We start from the raw sequence: 19,102 nt of genomic DNA on the forward strand, positions 1-19,102 counted from the left end.
CCCTCTCCAACGGGGTGGTGATCACCATTCCGGTGGGCGCCAGCAGCGCCAACAGCGAGCCGGTGCCGGTACGGGCAGACGATGCCTACCAGCAGGGTAACGAGACGCTGAGCGTCACCATCGACAAGACCAGCGGTGGCAACTACGAGCACGTGACCACCGCGGGCACCATCACCAACACCGTGGTGGATGACAGCGATGCACCGACCCTGACCCTGACCGGCGATGCCAATGTGGTCGAGGGGGGCAAGGCGAGCTACACCCTGAGCATCAGCGATGCACCGAAAACCGATCTGACCGTCAAGGTGGTGGTGGGCCATATCACCACCGACGAGGGGGATGTCCAGGCGGTGACCCGCGATGTGGTCATCAAGGCGGGCACCACCTCGGTGAGCTTCGACGTGGCGACCAAGGATGACGTCTATGCCGAGCCGGCCGAGCAGTTCCGGGTCAGCGTGAGTGAGACCAGTGGCGGTGGCTACGAGAAGGCGCCGGCGCTGCCGGGTGCGGTGACCACCACCATCACCGACGAGGATGGCAGCGATCCTAAAAATCCGTTGGATGGGGTGATAGCCCAGATTGAGGTTGATAAATCGAGCGTGGCGGAAGGTGGCCAGCTGAAGTTCACTATCAGCTTGGTTGATAAAAACGGCAATTTGGTTGCCCTTCCCGCAGGCAAGGAGGTTGTCCTCAATCTGAACTGGAGTGGCGCTGCGGCTAATGACAGTGATACTAACGGCCGCCCAGCCAGCGTGGCCATCGGTGCTAATGGCAAGGTTGAATTCACTGTTACGACAGTTAGTGACACGATTTATGAAGGCAATGAGAAGTTAACAGCTTCAATCAGCAGCGTGAAAACCAACACTGCGTTTGAAGCTATCGAGATCAACGCTACTAAAGGTAGTGCTGAGTCAATCATCACTGACGAGGCAGATCTGCCGAAGGTGAGTAGCGTGGTGGGTGACAGCGTGGCCGAAGGCAGTGCCAACACCTTCAGCGTGAGCTTGTCCAACGCCAGCACCACCGCCACCACCGTCAACCTGACCCTGGCGGGTGGCACTGCCGAGAAAGGGGTGGACTTCACCGGCACCACGGTGACAGTGGTGATTGGTAGCGTGAGCCAGAGCGTGGCCGTGGCCGCCGATGGCAGCTTCAGAGTCAGTGTGCCGGCGGGCCAGACAGGCTTCCAGGTCAAGGTCAGTACCATCGATGACACCCAGCAGGAAAGTTCGGAACGCTACAACCTGACTGCTACGGCTAATGGTTATGGCACTACTGGTACTGCAACCATTATTGACAACGATGCGCCGCCAACCGTGGTGATCAATAAACCAGCGGTGGTGTCTGAAGAGGGGTTGGCCAACGGGTTGCCTGATACCACAGGTAATACTGATACCACCAATGCGACCGTCGCCAGCGGCACTATTACCGTGGGGGATGTCGATAGCAGTAGCGTGACGGTCAGCCTCTCTGGTCCATCCGGACTCAAGTCCGGCGGGCTGGATGTGAAGTGGAGCTGGGATGCATCAGGCAAGGTATTGACCGGGTATACCGGTACCTTGGGTGGTGCGGACTATAAGGCTGTGCTTGATGTCAAACTGACCGCGCCTGCAGGAAGTACCAAAGGAGATTGGGGCTATGACGTTACTCTGAAAGGAGCACTCGATCATCCGGTGACTGGTGCCGAGGACACGCTGAGCTTCAACGTCGGAGTTTCTGTTTCTGATGGACAGAGCACGACGGTCGGTTCGCTGCCTATCACTGTTGAGGATGACGCGCCAATCGCTGGTGACATGACGGCCGTCTCTCTGGTGAAAACCAGCATCCCGGATGTGTTGACTGGCAAGTTCAGCCTGACCGGGTATGTCGGGGATAGCGGCAGCATTGATGCGGGCAAATTCACTATCACGGCACGGGGATTCGAGTCTTCGACTTCCTCTAGGCTCGTTGATGCCAAGGTCAATGCCTCCGTTGACGGGCTAGGCGTCAAGAGCACGAGCGCGCCTTATCACAACATTGATAATGAGATCGATTTCCGCAAATTTGCGGATGGTTCGAGTGTATCCGAGGAGTTGGTGATCAAGCTGGATGCGGGCACTGTGGCATATGGTGCCAAGATCGAGTTCAGCAAGATCTATGGTGGAGAACTCGAGAGCGGTGTGGTCGAGTTCTGGCGCGACGGTAAACTGGTTGCAACACAGACATTCAGCTCCAATGCTGCCAATGGTGATTATGCTGCCAACTTCCAGGTTCAGCAGGGCGGTTTTGACACCATGGTGATCAAGGCGACCGATAACGGCAAGTCGGCCAGCTGGGGTGACAACAGTGATTTTACTGTCAAGTCTATCGAGCTCCTTGGTTCCTCTACCCCGCAGGCGATTGCCTATGGTTCGGGCACGCTCGATCCGCAGTGGGGAGCTGATGGCAAAGGACGTTTCGAACTGGTCACCGGTACGGTCGAATCCGGCCTCAAGACAGTCGCAGGTCTGGCTATCGCGATCACCGCCGATGGGGCTAATACCCTGCTTGGCAAGGACAGCAATGGCACTCTGATCTTCAAGATGGAGTTCACGCCTGCAACAGGTAAATGGGAGTTCTTCCAGTATGCCGAGATGCAGCGCCCTGCTGACGGTGACATTGACTTTGCATTTAAAGCCTACGATCGCGACGGTGATGGCTCGCAAGGCAGCTTTGCGGTCAATCCGCTGGTTCGCCCCGATGTAATGGGGGTATCGAATGCCAGTGTGACTGAAGGGGGGGCTTTGCAACATGTTGTCACCCTGAGCGGAGCGACCAATGTGGCGACCGAGTACAGCCTCTCCATTGCAGGCAGCGGTGCTCATGCTGCCAGCAGTGCTGATTGGGGAGCTTTGCAGTTTACCAACGGGGTGACCTACAGCAGCACCACCGGCAAGATAACAGTGCCTGCCGGAGTATCGAGTTTCACTGTTTCGCTGAATACGGTAAACGACATGCTGCCCGAGTTTACCGAAACGCTGGCGATATCGGTGGGTGGCGTTTCCGGCACTGGCACCATAGTTGACAATGACCTTTCAGTGCGGCTCGGTGGCGGTCTGGTTGATGAGGATGGTTTGTCTGGTGGCAACGCTGGCTTGCCCGAGCCTGTCGGGACGCCGACCAGCGGCCCGCTCTCGGTAACCCAATCGCTGCAGGTCACTGATGGCAATGGTAGCAATGTATCCGGCGTTCAGCTCAAGCTGGTCAGCATCACCGGCTTGAGCGGCATTACCGGCATTGATGGTCAGCCCGTGAATGTGGTGCAGGATGGTGCAGGTCTCAAAGGTTACTTTGGAACCAACCCGGCCAATGTGGCCTTTACCGTAACGGTAGACAATAGTGCTAATCCGCCGAGCTATACCTTCACCCTGATCAAGCCGCTCAGCCACCTTGTGGATGGTCAAAGCAGCGTATTGAGCAGTCAGGATGAGTTGCGTCTCACCGTGAACTACGAGGTGAGCAAAGCTGGTTCCGACACTGCTACCGGCTCTTTCGATGTTGCCGTGCGTGATGATGTGCCGGTTGCTGTGGTCGATGATGCCACGCTTAACGTGGTGGTAGATTCGTTCCAGTTCTCCGGTGTTGAAGCGTCCTGGATCAATGTTGTAGGTGGTAAGAATCTGGAGTATTTCGATGGTCCGGATAACGACTCGGCCAATGATCAGATCCGCTGGGGTGGCAAGAATGAAGTTAAGTCAGGTTACGGATTCGCTGACAACGATGCTGCGCTGAATGGGCAGATCCCGCTCAACGAAGAGATCAAGTTGGGTACCTTTACCCACTACAACTATCCGATCTCTTCCGGTACATCGATTAGTGGTGTCACCATGAAGGCGACATTCTCGGTCACCGATTCCATGGGAAGAGTGACTCCCGTGACTGTCACCATCAACTTCAATCACAACGAAACGCCAAACGATGGGGCCGATCCGCGAGATATCATCACTATCGGAACTGCGACCGCGAGCTTCAACTTTGAAGGCAAGGTCTACAGTCTTGAGGTGCTGGGCTTCCGCGATACCGGTGGCAACGTAGTGAAGACTATCTACACCAACGAAAATGCCAGCAACAGCTTCGATCTGATCGTCAAGTTGGTAGAGGGTTCTGGTTATCAGTTGCCACAGACTACAGGTAATGTGCTGGCCAACGATCTTGCCGGTGCTGATGGTGGTTTGAGTGTCATTGGCTACGGAGTAGGCAGCAGCTCGACCACCTATACCAATGGTGCGGGTACCCAGGTAGTTGGTCTGTACGGCGTGCTGACCATTCTGGCCAACGGTGCCTATACCTATCAGGTCACCAAGAATGGCAGCCAGATCCCGGCTGATGCGCGCGAGGTGTTCAGCTACAGCGTGCGGGATGGCGATGGCGACACTACCAACAGTACTCTGACCATCAGCGTCAATCCGGTGGACAGCAACGGGGTTCCGGTCCATCTGCCGCTGACGGTAGATGGTACCGACCTCAACGACTCCATCGTAGTGCGCAATGGTGAGAATGCGGTTAACCCTGACCGCCTGGATGTTGCCTTCGGCGGTAATCTGCTGGGCGAGATCACCACCAGTAACGGCGGTACAGACCATGTGCATACCGGCACAAGTTACAACAAGGGGAGTGTCGACCAGATCGTCAGCAGCGGTGCAGGTAATGACCATATCGAAACCGGCAGCGGCAACGATGTGATCTATGCAGGCAAAACCGGGGCTGATGGGTTTGGTACTGACGATTCGTTGCAACTGACGGTCGATCAGCTCAAGGCTCACCACATCATGACAGGCAGCTTGTCTGGCACTGATGCCATGCTCGATGGCGACGGGCTGTTGCTGAGTGTTGATGTCAGTAGCCGGCAAGCGGATGTGGTCAATGGTGGTAGCGGCAATGACAAGATCTACGGGCAGTCAGGTTCCGACATCCTGTTTGGCGGTACCGGTGACGACTATATCGATGGCGGCAGTCACAACGATGCGCTGCGTGGTGGTCTGGGGAACGATATCCTGATCGGCGGGCTCGGCAACGATGTGATGCGTGGTGACGGCGGTTCAGATACTTTTGTCTGGAACAAGGGGGATACCGTATCCGGCTCTCTGACCAAGGATTACATCATGGACTTCAACAAGGGGTCAGGCAGTGTCAATCTTTCGGAAGGCGACAAGCTGGATCTGCGCGATCTGCTGGATCACGATGGTTCTCACAATCAGAACGATCTGAAGAGCCTGCTCTCGGTGTTCCAGGATAACGAAGGGGTGCACCTGCAGGTCAAGGAGAGCAGCACGGCCTCTGTTACCCAGGAGATCGTGTTGATGAACCACACTTTCGACAGTCTGACGGGCGGTTCAGGGACGACTGCCAACCAGGTGATCGATTTCATGTTGCAAAACAACATGTTGGATATCAACAAGTAACAGCCAAGCGGGCTGGGCAAAAGCGGCAGAGTAATCTGCCGCTTTTTTTATGGGGGATTTTTGGGTGGATGGGCGCAGACGAGGGGGAGGGCAATGCAAGAAGAAGATAAAAAAGGGCGCTCTTCAAGAGAAGGGCGCCCGGGGTAGACGGGATGATTGCCAGAGGATCAGGCGTTGACCCCTGCCAGGCGGGAGCCGCGCTGGAAGCAGTTGGCCAGCAGCAGCAAGGTGGTGACACCGACGGTGCCGAGCACCAGCCAGGGCAACCAGGGTTGCCCCTGGGCCATGGCGTAGTCGTGCAGAGCACCGCCCCCCACGTAACCCGTCATGCCCCCGAGCGCCAGCCCCAGTCGGCTGAAGCCCATGTAGCTGCCCCGCGCCCCCGGTTGTGCCAGCTTGGTCATCAGGGTTTCCCGCGCCGGCTCGGCGATGACGATGCCGAGATAGAAGCAGGCGAGCAGCAGGAAGACGGCGGGCAAGGTGGTGGCAAAGGCCACCAGCCCGATCCCCGTGGTCATCAGCAGCACCCCCGCCATCAGGCGGTTCTCCAGCTTGAAGTGGCGCTCGCCGAACCGGGCAAGGGGGTAGAGCAGGGCCAGGGAGATGGCCGTCTCCAGGGTGTACATCCAGCCCACCGCCGTGGTGCTGCCTGCCATCTGTTTGACGAGAATGGGGAAGATCAGCATGACCTGCACCCAGAGCGCGTAGTAGCCGCTTAAGATCAGCACCAGTCGGCAGAAGGCCTTGTCCGCCAGCACCTGGCCGAGGCCGTCCCGGATCGGCGTCGGGCGCACCGAAAGCTTGTAGGGGGGCAGGATCAGCAGGTTGCACAGGGCGGCGCAGACGAAGAGGCCGGCACCCAGCAGGCAGACATATTCAAAATCGAAGTTGAGCAGCCAGCTGCCGAGCAGGGCTCCCACCACGGCGCCGGCGCTCTCCAGCATCATCAGCAGGGAGATGTAGCGACCCCGCTCCCGTGGCCGGGTGAACTTGATCACCAGGGCGGCGCGGGGGGGATCGAACAGGCAGCCACCCAGCCCCGAGATGATGCAGGAGAGGATCAGTTCCAATCCGCTCTGGGCATAGGCCAGGCTGGCAAACCCCAGCGCCCGCAGCAGCATGCCGCAGACGATGAGGGGGCGCGCCCCGAACTTGTCGGCGAGGGAGCCGCCAAAGACCCCCAGCCCTTGCTGGGTAAGCTGACGCAGCCCCAGTGCCAGTCCGATCACACCGGCGGCCCAGCCCAGTTGGTCGACGAAGCGCAGGCTGATCATGGGCATCACCACGAAGAAGCCCAGGATCACCAGCAGGGAATCCAATGCCAAGAACCACCGCCCCAACCGCCTCGCCCGATCCACCATGACCCTGATACCTCTGTTTGCTTCGCTGATATTGTTGTCTTTCTTGCCCGAACGGCGCCGTCACCAAACAGAGCCAAGGGGGATGACAACTCCCTGGCTCGGTGGCGTTCAGCCGGTTCATGACGATTGATGCTGCTATTCTGGTGGGGCTCCAGATATAGTGGTAGCCGACAACTGGCTATATTTCATATTGGATTTGGTTATGGCTATGACCCTCGACGATTTGCAACTGCTGCTGGATGTGGCCAACCGTGGCAGCTTCAGCAAGGTGGCCGCCATTCGCGGCTGGTCACAACCCATGGTGAGCCAGCGCATTGCCGTGCTGGAGCAGGAGCTGGGCCAGTCCCTGTTCCGTCGCCATCGTCGGGGGGCCACCCCGACCCCGGCCTGCGAGCAGTTTCTGCCTGCCGCGACCGCGGCCCTGAGCGCACTGGAAGGGGGGCGGCTGGCGATGCAGGGGGCGCCTGCATTGCCGCAGATCCGGCTCTCCTGCCTCCCCTCCCTGACCACGGCGGTGTTCGGCCCCCTGCTGCTGGCCCTGGTGGACGAGACCTTCGAGATCCGCTGCAACACGGATCACTCTGGCATCATCATGCAGGAGTTGCTGACCGGCGAGACCGACGTGGGCTTCATTCTCAAGTGCCCTGCCATCGCGGGCATCCAGCTCGAACTGCTTTACCGTTCCCCCATCATCGCCGTGGCCTGCGCCACCCACCCGCTGGCCGGGCGGCAGGGGCTGACCCTGCAGGACATTGCCAACGAGCGGCTGGCGCCCCAGCAGTGGGGGACGGGCTGCGACGAGCTGATCCTGCAGTTGCGTCTGCTGCGTCAGGTGGCGAGCCCGCTGCACGCCATCCAGCCAGCAAGTGCGGCGCGGGAGCTGGCGCTGGAGCACGGCTTCATCACCCTGATGCCGGCGCTCGCCATCACCCGGGATCTGGAGTTCGGTCGCTTGGTGAAGCTGGACGTGGTGGATCTGCCACCGGATCACTGGGACGTGATGATGGCCTGGCGCAGCGGCAAGCGCCCCAATCCCGCCAAGGAGCGGGTGCTGGAGGCGGCCCGTACCCTTGCCCGGCGCTGGTCGGGCAAGCGGACATAAAAAAGCGCCGGACCAGGCCGGCGCTCTTCGCTTATTCCCCTTGATGCCCGCTCAGACTCAGTAGCTGGCCTTGAGGGCGACGCCGGAGAAGGCGCTGAACCCGCTCAGCTGCACATGCCAGGTCCCCGCCTTGGGGGCGTTCAGGGTACAGGTTTCGGCATTGCCGCTCTTGTAGGGGCGGCAGTCATAGCTGCTGGCGGTCGGCGCGCTGCCGAACTTCACGTAGAGATCCGCATCCCCGCTGCCGCCGCTGCTGGTCACCACCAGCTGGCTTCTGCCGGCGGGCACCTCGACGGTGAAGTTCAGCTTGCCCCCCTTGGCGGCGGTGAGATTGCTCACCGGTACCCCGTTTTGCAGCACGCTGCCCGGTTGGGGCGTGGTGCCGCCGCAGGTGGCATTGACCCCGACGGCGGTGAAGGCGGCTGCCACGTCGCTCACGCTGTAGCCGAGATCTGTGGCGGCCCTGGTTACCCCGCACGCCCCCTGATCGAAGGTGGTGTTGGGGCCCCAGTAGAGGCGGTTGGCCAGCACGAACACCTCGAACGCCTTGCGGGTTTGCCAGCCGCTGGTGTTGGCCAGCAGGTAGAAGGCGCGGTTGTAGACCCCGGAACTGTGGTGCACGTCGATGCCGTCATAGTAATCGCTGGCGTGGCCGATGGACTTGCCGTCCCGGGCCGGGTCCTCGAAGTAGCGCAAGGAGCCGTTGCCCTTGAAGATCTGGGCCCCCACCAGCCAGTCGTTGCTGCCCTTCATGTAGTATTCGGCCGCTTCCCCCGCCATGTCGGAGAAGGCCTCGTTGATGCCGCCAGACTGACCGGAGTAGACCAGTCCTGAGTTCTGCTCGGTGAAGCCATGGCTCACCTCGTGGGCTGCCACATCCAGGCTTACCAGTGGATAGAAGGTGGTGGCCCCGTCGCCGAAGGTCATCTGGCTGCCGTCCCAGAAGGCGTTCTCGTAGTTGCGGCTGTAGTGCACCCGCATCTTGAGCTTGAAGCTCAGCGGCGCCGTGTTGTACCAGTTGCGGTACATGTCGAACACCACGTTGCCGAAGTAGTGGGCATCGTTGAGAGGAGAGTAGGCACCGTTGATCTCCTTGACCGTGTTCTCCGGGCAGGTGAACTGGTGGATGGTGCCCCCCGTGGTGCCGTGATTCATGTTGAGGGTGTCCACGTTGGTCCCCGTCATGCGGCAGTTGTCATCCACCTGGAGGGGGCCAAAGTCGGCGCCGTAGAAATACTTGCCGGTCTTGACGTTGCCCCCCGGGCCGGTGGCGTCCTTGTGGTTGATCCCCTCCCAGCGTTTGAGCTCGCTGCCGGTCTGGGCGTCGATCATCACGAAGGGGCGGCTCGGTTCCTTGCTGGCGGCGAGCCAGGAGACCAGATAGACCAGTCTGGCCTGGCCGGTCTCATCCTGCATCACGAACAGCTTGACCTGTTCGTTGCTCCCCTTGGCACCGCTGCGAGCCTGGCGTGCGGCGTCGCTGGCGGAGAGGGCTACGGCCGGGCCCGTCAGGTCGGCATCGATCTTGCGCAGCATGGTGCCGGACACCTGATTGACCTGGCCCCCCAGCGCCTGATCGGCCACCAGAACCTGGCCCCACACCGGAATCCCCTGCCAGGTCTGCTCATAGCGTATCCGCTGCTGGCCATTGGGCAGCGTCACCGCCCGCACCTTGCGAAACTCGCCATCCCCGGCGCCAAGGGCGCCAATCTTGGCGGCGCCGCTCACCGCAGCGGTCAGGTCGGAGACCTGGTTCACTTCCACCTGTTCTGCCGCCATGGCGGCGCTTCCCCAGCAGGCCAGCATGACGGCCAAATAGACTTTGTTCATCTCGTCTTTCCTTAGTCGATGAAGATTACACGCCGGGTCCGTTGCCCGGCGCTCTTACACTAGTGGGAAGGGGTAAAATAACGGCCTGTCATTTGTCACAGGGCAGCGAAAACAGATAGCACGATTCACTTTTACAGCGTCAATCATCCACAAATACTGGTAATGGCAGCATGTTGAACCGCTGTGAGGGGTGATTGATGACCTTGGGATCAAGGTGCCCGCATGGGGATCGCCATATGGGGGTTGCCAGGGGGGAAGCCGGTTGAAAAGTCCTTGGCAAACAAGGGATTGATTGACTACATTGGCTCCCATGACGGCAGATGGCCGGAGTGGAACCGGGGAGGAGTGGCGATGTTTTCATGGCAACTGGATGACGAGCTGGCGCTCCTGTTCCTGCAACCCGACATGGCCAGCGAGCTGTTTCGCCTCTGTCAGCGCAACCGCGACTACCTCTCCCAGTGGCTGCCCTGGGTGCCCCACATCCAGCAGCCCGCCGACAGCGCCACCTTCATTCGCCACGCCATCGAGAAGTTTGCCCGGGGGGAGGGGCTGACCACGGCCATCGAGTATCAGGGGGAGGTGGTCGGCGTCATCGGTTACAACCAGATCGATCAGGATCTCGGCAAGGTGACCATCGGCTACTGGCTGGCGGAGCGCTGGCAGGGGCACGGCATCATCACCCGGGCCTGCCAGGCCCTGATCCATCACGCCTTCGAGGAGATGGGGATGGAGAAGGTGGAGATCAGCGCCGCCCTCGAGAACGAGGCGAGCCGGGCCGTGTGCGAGCGGCTGGGAATGACCCAGGAGGGGATCACCCGGCGGGCGGAGCGGCTGGCGGACAGGGTGGTGGATCATGTGCACTACGGCCTGCTGCGGGACGAGTGGCTGAGGCTGAGGGATCTCTGATGACCTTCCTGTCCGCTTCCAACCTCCTGAGGGCGAGATGACGACGCTGCCCCACATTGCCACCCCTCGCACCCGGCTGACCGTTCTGACCCCGGAGCGGGCCTGCCTGATGGTGGATTTCTATCTGCGCAATCGCGCCCACCTGTCCCCCTGGGAGCCCAGGCGGGAGGAGAGCTTCTACACCCTCGCCCACTGGCAGACCCGCTTGCGCGACGGTTACGGCCACTATTTCGAGGGCAGTGCCGTGCAACTGGTGGCGCTCGATCCCAGGGGAGAGCGGGTGCTCGCCACCTGCAATTTCACGAACATTGTGATGGGCATGTTCAAGGCGTGCCACCTGGGCTATGCCATCGACAAGGAGCACGAGGGGCAGGGCCTGATGCAGGAGGTGGTGGCCGCCGGCATCGATCACCTGTTCCGGGAGCGGGGCCTGCATCGCATCATGGCCAGCTACATGCCCGCGAACCTGCGAAGCGGCGCGCTCCTTGAACGGCTGGGGTTCGAGCAGGAGGGATACGCTCGGGACTATCTGATGATCAACGGCCGCTGGGAGGACCACGTCCTCACCGCGCTCATCAACCCCGCTGGCTAGCAGAGCCGTTGTCGAAAGGGGGCTGGCGGGTGACCGCCATCGCTTTTTCACTGCAAGATCGCACTATCTGTACGCCTCTCATACCCCTGGGGATAAAAGCGTGTAAAATTGCGCCCTGAATTTTCCCGGCCGGCAGACGCAGGCCGCGACTCCATACATGCAAGGCAGACATTGTGACAGAAGTAGATAGATTCGCGGACATTCGCCCCTATCGCGATGAAGAAGTACCGGCTGCCATCGAGCGGCTGATCCAGGATGACGAGTTTATCGGCGCCATCGCCAAATACCGCTTCGGTTCCCTGATGAGCTGGCTGGGTTGGGCCATTCGCCCGCTGATCCGCCAGTTCCTGCGCCACAAGTGGGCCAAGGTCAGCACCATCCATCAGGTACAGATGGGGGTGACCCGCTACATGACCCGGATGATCGCCACCTCCACCCAGGGGGTGAGCTTCTCCGGGCTCGAACACCTCAAGAAGGAGCAGGGCTACCTGTTCGTCTCCAACCACAGGGACATCGCCATGGATCCGGCGTTCGTCAACTGGGGGCTGCACACCCACGGGTTCGATACCGTGCGCATCGCCATCGGCGACAACCTGCTGCGCAAGCCCTGCGCCACCGAGCTGATGAAGCTCAACAAGAGCTTCATCGTCAAGCGCTCCGCCAAGGGGCCGCGGGAGATGATGAAGGCCCTCGGCGAGCTGTCGGCCTACATCGGCCAGTCGGTGCACGAGGGGCACTCCATCTGGATCGCCCAGAAGGAGGGGCGCGCCAAGGACGGGGATGACAAGACGGATCCGGCCATCCTCAAGATGTTCTACGTGGACGGCAAGAAGCAGAAGATCGAGTTCGTCGACTACATGCGCAGCCTCAACATCGTGCCGGTGAGCATCAGCTACGAGCTGGATCCCACCGACAAGGCCAAGGCGCGCGAGCTCTACGAGAAGTCGGTCAACGGCAGCTACGAGAAGGGCGAATTCGAGGACATCGAGAGTATCGTCGCGGGCATCGTCGGCCAGAAGGGGCGGGTACATGTCTCCTTCGGCGCCCCCATCACCGAGGGCTTCAGCGATCCAGACGAGCTGGCGGCGCTCATCGACAAGGCGATCTGGAGCAGCTATCGCCTCTTCCCAGGCAACTACCTCGCGGCGGATGTGCCCGGCAAGGCCAGCACCATAGAGCAGAGTGCCTTCCTGACTCGTCAGTCCGAGGTGCCACAAGAGCACAAGGCCATCTGGCGCGCCATGTACGCCAAGCCGGTGGAAAACGCCGGCAAGGTTTGAATGGCACCGCTTTTGAGCGGGTGATGGAAAAAATACGGGAGCAGATGCTCCCGTTTTTGCGTCTGGTCAAAGTCGGGGGAGATTGGGTAGTGAATAATATTGTTTCAACTGGTACGATCATCGGGTAAATGGGCGAGTATCTCTTGGCAGGGGCGGACGAGTATGCAACAGTGACTCGGCGCCATCGGCTTGGAAGCGACAGCGCCCCCGTCTGCACGGATGGCAGACGAGACGATAAAAGGACCTTTAATGGTCCTTTTTCATTGGTGCACAAAGATAGACCACAGATATACCTAAGGATGCGAACCTCATGATCACCGGCAGTCTGGATACCTTGCAACGCACCCCCTTGCCCGCCCCCCTGAACCGTATCGTGGCCGAGGTGGTGCAAAGCGTCGAACGCTGGCTGCACGCCCCCCTCGGCAAGCAGGAGGTCGACGGCCTCACGCTGTTCTGCCTGGTGAGCGAGGATCTGACAGAGCCGGTGGCGGATCGCCGGGGCGAGTTTCATGAGCAGTATCTGGACATCCAGCTGCTGCTGCGCGGCGAGGAGTGGATCGGCGTGGGCCCTCACGCCTACAGCCGGGACGGTGCTGACCATCCTCACCCCGATCTCTGGTTCGTCGATGACGAGCAGACCAGTTATCTGGCGTTGCAGCCCGGCGACTTCGCCATCTTCTGGCCGGGAGAACTGCATCGCCCCCTCTGTACCCTGACGACCCCAGGTCCGGTCAAGAAGCTGGTCGTCAAGGTTCACCAGTCGCTGCTGACCTGCGCCTGAGTGGTAACCGGGGCCTGGAGTCCCGAGTGATTGGGCCAACAGAGGCCCGTTGCGAATCGCTGATTCGACGCGCGCGCCAGACGAACGGTCTGCGCCCAACGATTTGAAAAATTGGACGCACCCTCCTGCGACCATAAGCCCCCGGCAGGGGAATCCCATCCATCGCTGGATGACACGACACTGTCGGCGTAAAGCCGAAGCACAGGAAGATGTAGAACATGAGCAAGTTGGTATTGATCCTTAACTGCGGTAGCTCTTCCCTGAAATTTGCCGTAATGGACGCTGAAACGGGCGAGGACATGCTGTCCGGCCTGGCCGAATGCTTCAATCTGGATGACGCACGTATCAAATGGAAACTCCACGGGGTCAAGGGCGACGCCATGCTGGGCGCCGGTGCTGCGCACCAGGAAGCCCTCGACCACATCGTGGGCCACATCCTGCCCCAGGATCCCGCCTTGGCCGATCAGCTGGTCGCCATCGGCCATCGCATCGTGCACGGCGGTGAGCAGTTCTCCCGCTCCGTGCGCATCGATGACGGCGTGATTGCCGGTATCGAGGCCGCCATTCCGTTCGCCCCCCTGCACAACCCGGCGCACCTCATCGGCATCCGTGCCGCCCTCAAGGTGTTCCCGGCCCTGGCCGACAAGAACGTGGCCGTGTTCGACACCGCCTTCCACCAGACCCTGCCAGAGGAAGCCTACCTCTACGCGCTGCCCTACAAGCTCTATCGCGAGAACGGCATCCGTCGTTACGGCGCCCACGGCACCTCCCACCGCTTCATCGCCGAAGAGACCGCCAAGGCGCTGGGCAAACCGCTCCATGAGCTCAACATCATCAACTGCCACCTGGGCAACGGTGCCTCCGTCTGCGCCATCAAGAACGGCGAGTCCGTCGACACCTCCATGGGGCTGACCCCGCTGGAAGGGCTGGCGATGGGCACTCGCTCCGGTGACATCGACCCTGCCATCGTCTTCTTCATGCACGACAACCTGGATTACAGCGTGGACAAGATCAACCAGGTGCTGACCCGCGAATCCGGCCTGCTGGGCATGACCGAGGAGAGCAGCGACTGCCGTTACGTCACCACCAACTACGCTATCGATGCCGGTGCCAAGCGGGCGCTGGATGTCTTCACCTATCGCGTTGCCAAGTACGTCGGTGCCTATGCTGCCGCCATGGATGGTCGCCTGGACGCCCTGGTGTTCACCGGCGGCATCGGCGAGAACGCCGCCATGGTGCGCGAGATGGTGCTGGCCCGACTGGCCCTGCTCGGCTTCAAGATCGACAAGGAGGCCAACAACGCAGCCGTACTGGGCGGTGAAGGCCCCATCACCGTCGAAGGCAGCCGTCTGGCCCTGGTGATGCCCACCAACGAAGAGCTGGTGATCGCCCGTGATGCCCTGAGCCTGGTCGGCTAAGGCACCCTCTGGTGACGACAACGCCCGGCCCCTGCCGGGCGTTGTCGTTTCGGCGATAGTGATCGGCCTGTCATTTGACATGGGGGACCAGATGCGTACCCTGACCGCTGTGTGATATTGCGGAGGTAACGATGAAAGAGATGTTTTTCAACTGGTTGTCAGGCCTGGGGGTCGATGTGACCCCCATGATGGCCCTGGTGATTGCCCTGGGGTTCATCGTGCTGACCGCCATGGTGCTGCACCTGGTGCTGCACCGCATCCTGCTGGTGCGCCTGGTGGGGCTGCTTGGCAAGACCAAGCAGATGTGGCTGCCGCCCCAGTTGCAGCAGCGCCTCTTCTACCGGCTCGCCTTCGTGTTCCAGGGCGCCGTACTGCTCGGTCAGGCGGAGATCTGGCTGCCCAAAGCGTCCGAGAGCCTGGCGCTTATCGAGTTGCTGGCCCAGCTCTGGATCCTGCTGTTCCTGCTGCTGGCCCTGTTCGCCCTGCTCGACTGCCTGCTCTCCCTGAGCCGGCATACCCGGCTTGGGCGGGATCTGCCCCTGCGCGGCATCTTCCAGGGGGTGAAACTGGTGGCCAGCATCCTGGTGGGCATCCTGATGATCGCCCTGCTGCTCGGCAAGTCGCCCCTCTTCCTGTTCAGCGGCCTGGGGGCCATGACCGCGGTCCTGATGCTGGTGTTCAAGGACCCCATCCTCGGCCTGGTGGCGGGTATCCAGCTCTCCGCCAACCGCATGCTGAGCGTCGGTGACTGGTTGCAGATGGACAAGTACGGGGCGGACGGCGAGGTGACCGACATCGGCCTCACCACGGTCAAGGTGTCGAACTGGGACAAGACCATCACCACCATCCCTACCTATGCCCTCATCTCCGACTCCTTCAAGAACTGGCAGGGGATGACCGAATCCGGCGGGCGCCGCATCAAGCGCAGCGTCAACATTGACATGACCAGCGTGCGCTTCCTCACCTCGCAGGAGCAGTTGCAGCTCAAGCAGGCCAGGTTGCTGGCGCCCTACCTCAGCCGCAAGGAGCAGGAGCTCAGCAGCTACAACCAGCAGCTCAGCGATGCCATCAGCTGCCCCATCAATGGTCGCCACCTCACCAACCTCGGCACCCTGCGCGCCTATCTGGACGCCTACCTGCGGGCTCATGCGGGCATTCGCAAGGACATGACCCTGATGGTGCGCCAGTTGGCACCGACCACGGACGGCCTGCCGCTGGAGATCTACTGCTTCACGGCGACCACCGCCTGGGCCGAGTATGAAGGGATACAGGCTGATATTTTCGACCACATATTTGCGATAATTGAGCAATTCCATCTGCGTTTTCATCAGTCGCCAACCGGTTATGACATGCACAGTTGGAAAAACGGCTGATCCCGCTTATGACAAGGTGCCGCGGCGCAGCGCGGCACCGTATTTAATCACCGACCCGTCAGCACGTGGCGGTTGAAATTTGCATGGCAGAGGAGAAAAATGGCGGCCTTCTCTTCGCCCCGGGCGCGCCCGTCGCCTCCGCGCTGGCCAGAGTGCTGAACCACCCCCTTTATCACAGGAAAGTTATGAAGCTCCTCCACAACACGGCGGCCGCACTGTGCTGCTCCCTGATCCTGGCCGCCATGCCCGCCCTCGCCATCGAATATGCCCTGCCCGCAGCCAACAGCCGCCTGGTGGGGGAGAACCTGGACTACGTGGTGTCCCCGGAAGAGGCGGGCCAACCCCTGGAAGCGGCAGCGGCCAGATTCCAGCTCGGCTTGACCAACATGCTGGAAGCCAACCCCAAGGCAGACCCCCTGCTGCTGCAGGCGGGCGAGAAGCTGGTGGTGCCGCATCAGCTGATCCTGCCGGATGCCCCCCGTGAAGGCATCGTGCTGAACGTCGCCGAGATGCGCCTCTACTACTACCCCAAAGGCAAGAAGGTGGTGGAAGTGCTGCCGATTGGCATCGGCCAGCTCGGCACCGACACCCCGGAAGACTGGGTGACCAGCGTGCAGCGCAAGAAGGCGGGCCCGACCTGGACCCCGACCGCGAAGATGCACGCCGAGTACGCCGCCCGTGGCGAGACCCTGCCCGCGGTCTGGCCGGCCGGTCCGGACAACCCCATGGGGCTGTTCGCGCTCTACATCGGCAAGATGTACGCCATCCACGGCACCAACGCCCAGTTCGGCATCGGCCTGCGGGTGAGCCACGGCTGCGTGCGTCTGCGCAACGACGACATCGAATACCTGTTCAAGCAGGTCCCGGTCGGTACCCGCGTCCAGTTCGTGAACCAGCCCATCAAGGCCTCTGTCGAGCCGGATGGCCGCCGCTACCTGGAAGTGCACCAGCCCCTCTCCCGCAACCAGGAGGAGTTCAACTCCAGCCTGCCGGCCCCGCTGCCCATGTCCACCGCCGTGACCCGCTTCATCGCCCACGCGGACAGCGACTCCCAGCTGGTCAAGCAAGCCCTGGAGCAGCGCAGCGGCATGCCCATCGCCATCAACCGCTGATCCCGCCCGTCGGTATCCCGAGCCCCGGCCACTGTCGGGGCTTTTTTATGGCGCGGGGGAGGGGATCATCAGGGTAAACCCTTGGCAGAGCGGGATAAAATCCGGCCTTATTGCAATTGAGTGGTTGCTTGGTTAGGTGTTAAACGTTTTCCATGTGTTTTTTATTTGTTAAAAGTGGTTGTGGTCCGGCGATCTGCTGATTACTCTAGGCCGGTTTTTTTAAGGAAGAGTCCGTCGCAAGAACGGGCACAGACGTCACATAACGGAGTTTTGAATGACAGCTAGCACCCCCATGCTCATCACCTTTCTGGTGTACATCCTCGGGATGGTGTTGATCGGCTTCATCGCCTATCGCGCCACCCGTAACTTTGACGACTACATTCTCGGCGGCCGCCGGATGGGGAGCTGGGTGACCGCCCTCTCCGCCGGTGCCTCCGACATGAGTGGCTGGCTCTTGATGGGCTTGCCAGGCGCCGTCTTCATCGGCGGCATCTCCGAGAGCTGGATCGCCATCGGCCTCATCATCGGCGCCTACTTCAACTGGCGCTGGGTGGCCGGTCGGCTGCGGGTTCACACCGAGAAGAACCGCAACGCCCTGACCCTGCCGGACTACTTCACCTACCGCTTCGAGGACAAGAGCCGGGTGCTGCGCATCCTCTCCGCCCTGGTGATCCTGCTGTTCTTCACCATCTACTGCGCCTCCGGCGTGGTGGCCGGTGCCCGCCTGTTCGAGAGCACCTTCGGCATGAGCTATGACACCGCCCTCTGGGTCGGCGCCGCAGCCACCATCACCTACACCTTCTTCGGCGGCTTCCTCGCGGTGAGCTGGACCGATACCGTGCAGGCCACCCTGATGATCTTCGCCCTCATCCTCACCCCGGTGTTCGTCATCATCGCCGTGGGCGGCATCGACACCGCCATGGTGCAGGTGGCGGCGCAGAACGCCAGCAACCTCGACATGTTCAAGAACCTGGACTTCATCGCCATCATCTCCCTGATGGCCTGGGGCCTGGGCTACTTCGGCCAGCCCCACATCCTGGCGCGCTTCATGGCGGCGGACTCCCACCACTCCATGGCCAGCGCCCGTCGCATCAGCATGACCTGGATGGTGCTTTGCCTGGGCGGCGCCGTGGCCATCGGTTTCTTCGGCCTCTCCTACTTCTCCACCTTCACCGAGCAGGCGGGCGGCGTGACCACCAACCCGGAGCGCGTCTTCATCGAGCTCTCCAAGATCCTGTTCAACCCCTGGATTGCCGGCGTGCTGCTCTCCGCCATCCTGGCGGCGGTGATGAGTACCCTCAGTTGCCAGCTGCTGGTCTGCTCCAGCGCCATCACCGAGGATCTCTACAAGCCCTTCCTGCGCAAGAACGCCTCCCAGAAAGAGCTGGTGTGGGTCGGCCGCGCCATGGTGCTGCTCATATCCCTCATCGCCATCGCCGTGGCCGTGAACCCGGAGAACCGGGTGCTGGGGCTGGTAAGCTACGCCTGGGCCGGCTTCGGTGCCGCCTTCGGTCCCGTGGTGCTGCTCTCCGTGCTCTGGTCCCGCATGACCCGCAACGGCGCCCTGGCGGGCATGCTGACCGGTGCCCTGACCGTCATCATCTGGAAGCAGTTCGGCTGGCTGGGTCTGTACGAAATCATCCCGGGCTTCCTGTTTGCTACCCTGGCTATCGTGCTGTTCAGCCTGTTGGACAAGGCCCCCTCCAAGGCCATGCAGGATCGCTTCGCAGAAGCCGAGCAGGAGTTCCAGAGCCCTATGGCAGACGCCATCGCGGCAAAATAACCCCCGCCTCGACGACAAAAGCCCCGCAACTGCGCAATGCTGTTCACTTAAGCGGAGCCGCATTGCGATTTACCGGAAAACGGGTCTTTGATATCTTCACCGCCCTGGGTCTCGATGGCCTGGGGCGTTTTTCTATGAACATGA

Annotated in this window: 12 protein-coding genes; 10 read left to right on the forward strand and 2 right to left on the reverse strand. The window is 61.1% G+C overall.

What is annotated here, in order from left to right:
• Positions 1-14 precede the first annotated feature (14 nt).
• Positions 15-5,420, forward strand: coding sequence for a choice-of-anchor K domain-containing protein (locus tag PG883_RS18920; protein WP_333563561.1), 5,406 nt, complete (start codon positions 15-17; stop codon positions 5,418-5,420).
• A 167-nt stretch (positions 5,421-5,587) separates the two neighbouring features.
• Here PG883_RS18920 and mdtH read toward each other — a convergent pair whose 3' ends face one another.
• Entirely contained in the window at positions 5,588-6,781 is a 1,194-nt protein-coding gene (gene mdtH / locus PG883_RS18925; RefSeq protein WP_270807640.1) for a multidrug efflux MFS transporter MdtH, read from the reverse strand.
• A gap of 202 nt (positions 6,782-6,983) precedes the next feature.
• Here mdtH and PG883_RS18930 point away from each other — a divergent pair, with 202 nt between their 5' ends.
• Positions 6,984-7,883 carry a LysR family transcriptional regulator gene (locus tag PG883_RS18930; RefSeq protein WP_180911381.1) on the forward strand — a complete coding sequence of 300 codons (900 nt, stop codon included), beginning with the start codon at positions 6,984-6,986 and terminating at the stop codon, positions 7,881-7,883.
• Positions 7,884-7,940: 57 nt separating this feature from the next.
• Here PG883_RS18930 and PG883_RS18935 read toward each other — a convergent pair whose 3' ends face one another.
• Positions 7,941-9,713 carry a M4 family metallopeptidase gene (locus PG883_RS18935; RefSeq protein ID WP_270807641.1) on the reverse strand — a complete coding sequence of 591 codons (1,773 nt, stop codon included), beginning with the start codon at positions 9,711-9,713 and terminating at the stop codon, positions 7,941-7,943.
• 351 nt (positions 9,714-10,064) lie between these two features.
• Here PG883_RS18935 and PG883_RS18940 point away from each other — a divergent pair, with 351 nt between their 5' ends.
• The 8 genes from PG883_RS18940 (at position 10,065) to putP (ending at position 18,958) form a co-directional block, all read left to right on the forward strand.
• Positions 10,065-10,619, forward strand: a complete 555-nt coding sequence (locus PG883_RS18940) for a GNAT family N-acetyltransferase (RefSeq protein WP_010675529.1) — start codon at positions 10,065-10,067, stop codon at positions 10,617-10,619.
• 37 nt (positions 10,620-10,656) lie between these two features.
• A complete protein-coding gene (locus PG883_RS18945) occupies positions 10,657-11,211 on the forward strand; it encodes a GNAT family N-acetyltransferase (protein WP_041212415.1) in 555 nt (184 codons plus the stop codon).
• Positions 11,212-11,384: 173 nt separating this feature from the next.
• Positions 11,385-12,491 (forward strand): 1-acyl-sn-glycerol-3-phosphate acyltransferase, encoded by a 1,107-nt coding sequence (locus PG883_RS18950; RefSeq protein WP_010675527.1) that lies wholly within the window; start codon positions 11,385-11,387, stop codon positions 12,489-12,491.
• Between the two features lie 310 nt (positions 12,492-12,801).
• Positions 12,802-13,272: a YhcH/YjgK/YiaL family protein gene (locus PG883_RS18955; RefSeq protein ID WP_210556791.1), complete on the forward strand. Its 471-nt coding sequence runs from the start codon at positions 12,802-12,804 to the stop codon at positions 13,270-13,272.
• A 218-nt stretch (positions 13,273-13,490) separates the two neighbouring features.
• The gene (locus PG883_RS18960; RefSeq protein ID WP_210556789.1) at positions 13,491-14,690 is read left to right on the forward strand and encodes an acetate kinase; all 1,200 of its coding nucleotides are present in this window, start codon (positions 13,491-13,493) and stop codon (positions 14,688-14,690) included.
• 131 nt (positions 14,691-14,821) lie between these two features.
• Positions 14,822-16,063, forward strand: coding sequence for a mechanosensitive ion channel family protein (locus tag PG883_RS18965; RefSeq protein ID WP_210556787.1), 1,242 nt, complete (start codon positions 14,822-14,824; stop codon positions 16,061-16,063).
• A gap of 185 nt (positions 16,064-16,248) precedes the next feature.
• Positions 16,249-17,175, forward strand: a complete 927-nt coding sequence (locus PG883_RS18970; RefSeq protein WP_010675523.1) for a L,D-transpeptidase family protein — start codon at positions 16,249-16,251, stop codon at positions 17,173-17,175.
• Between the two features lie 274 nt (positions 17,176-17,449).
• Positions 17,450-18,958 (forward strand): sodium/proline symporter PutP, encoded by a 1,509-nt coding sequence (gene putP / locus PG883_RS18975; RefSeq protein WP_244053775.1) that lies wholly within the window; start codon positions 17,450-17,452, stop codon positions 18,956-18,958.
• Positions 18,959-19,102: the final 144 nt, after the last annotated feature.

Source organism: Aeromonas sp. QDB25 (assembly GCF_027707725.1).
GTDB lineage: Bacteria > Pseudomonadota > Gammaproteobacteria > Enterobacterales > Aeromonadaceae > Aeromonas > Aeromonas caviae.

Bases quoted from the DNA above. Each gene is read 5' to 3' on its own strand.
- mdtH (WP_270807640.1), bottom strand. From the start codon at position 6,781: ATGGTGGATCGGGCGAGGCGGTTGGGGCGGTGGTTCTTGGCATTGGAT.
- PG883_RS18930 (WP_180911381.1), top strand. From the start codon at position 6,984: ATGGCTATGACCCTCGACGATTTGCAACTGCTGCTGGATGTGGCCAAC.
- PG883_RS18935 (WP_270807641.1), bottom strand. From the start codon at position 9,713: ATGAACAAAGTCTATTTGGCCGTCATGCTGGCCTGCTGGGGAAGCGCC.
- PG883_RS18940 (WP_010675529.1), top strand. From the start codon at position 10,065: ATGTTTTCATGGCAACTGGATGACGAGCTGGCGCTCCTGTTCCTGCAA.
- PG883_RS18945 (WP_041212415.1), top strand. From the start codon at position 10,657: ATGACGACGCTGCCCCACATTGCCACCCCTCGCACCCGGCTGACCGTT.
- PG883_RS18955 (WP_210556791.1), top strand. From the start codon at position 12,802: ATGATCACCGGCAGTCTGGATACCTTGCAACGCACCCCCTTGCCCGCC.
- PG883_RS18960 (WP_210556789.1), top strand. From the start codon at position 13,491: ATGAGCAAGTTGGTATTGATCCTTAACTGCGGTAGCTCTTCCCTGAAA.
- PG883_RS18965 (WP_210556787.1), top strand. From the start codon at position 14,822: ATGAAAGAGATGTTTTTCAACTGGTTGTCAGGCCTGGGGGTCGATGTG.
- PG883_RS18970 (WP_010675523.1), top strand. From the start codon at position 16,249: ATGAAGCTCCTCCACAACACGGCGGCCGCACTGTGCTGCTCCCTGATC.
- putP (WP_244053775.1), top strand. From the start codon at position 17,450: ATGACAGCTAGCACCCCCATGCTCATCACCTTTCTGGTGTACATCCTC.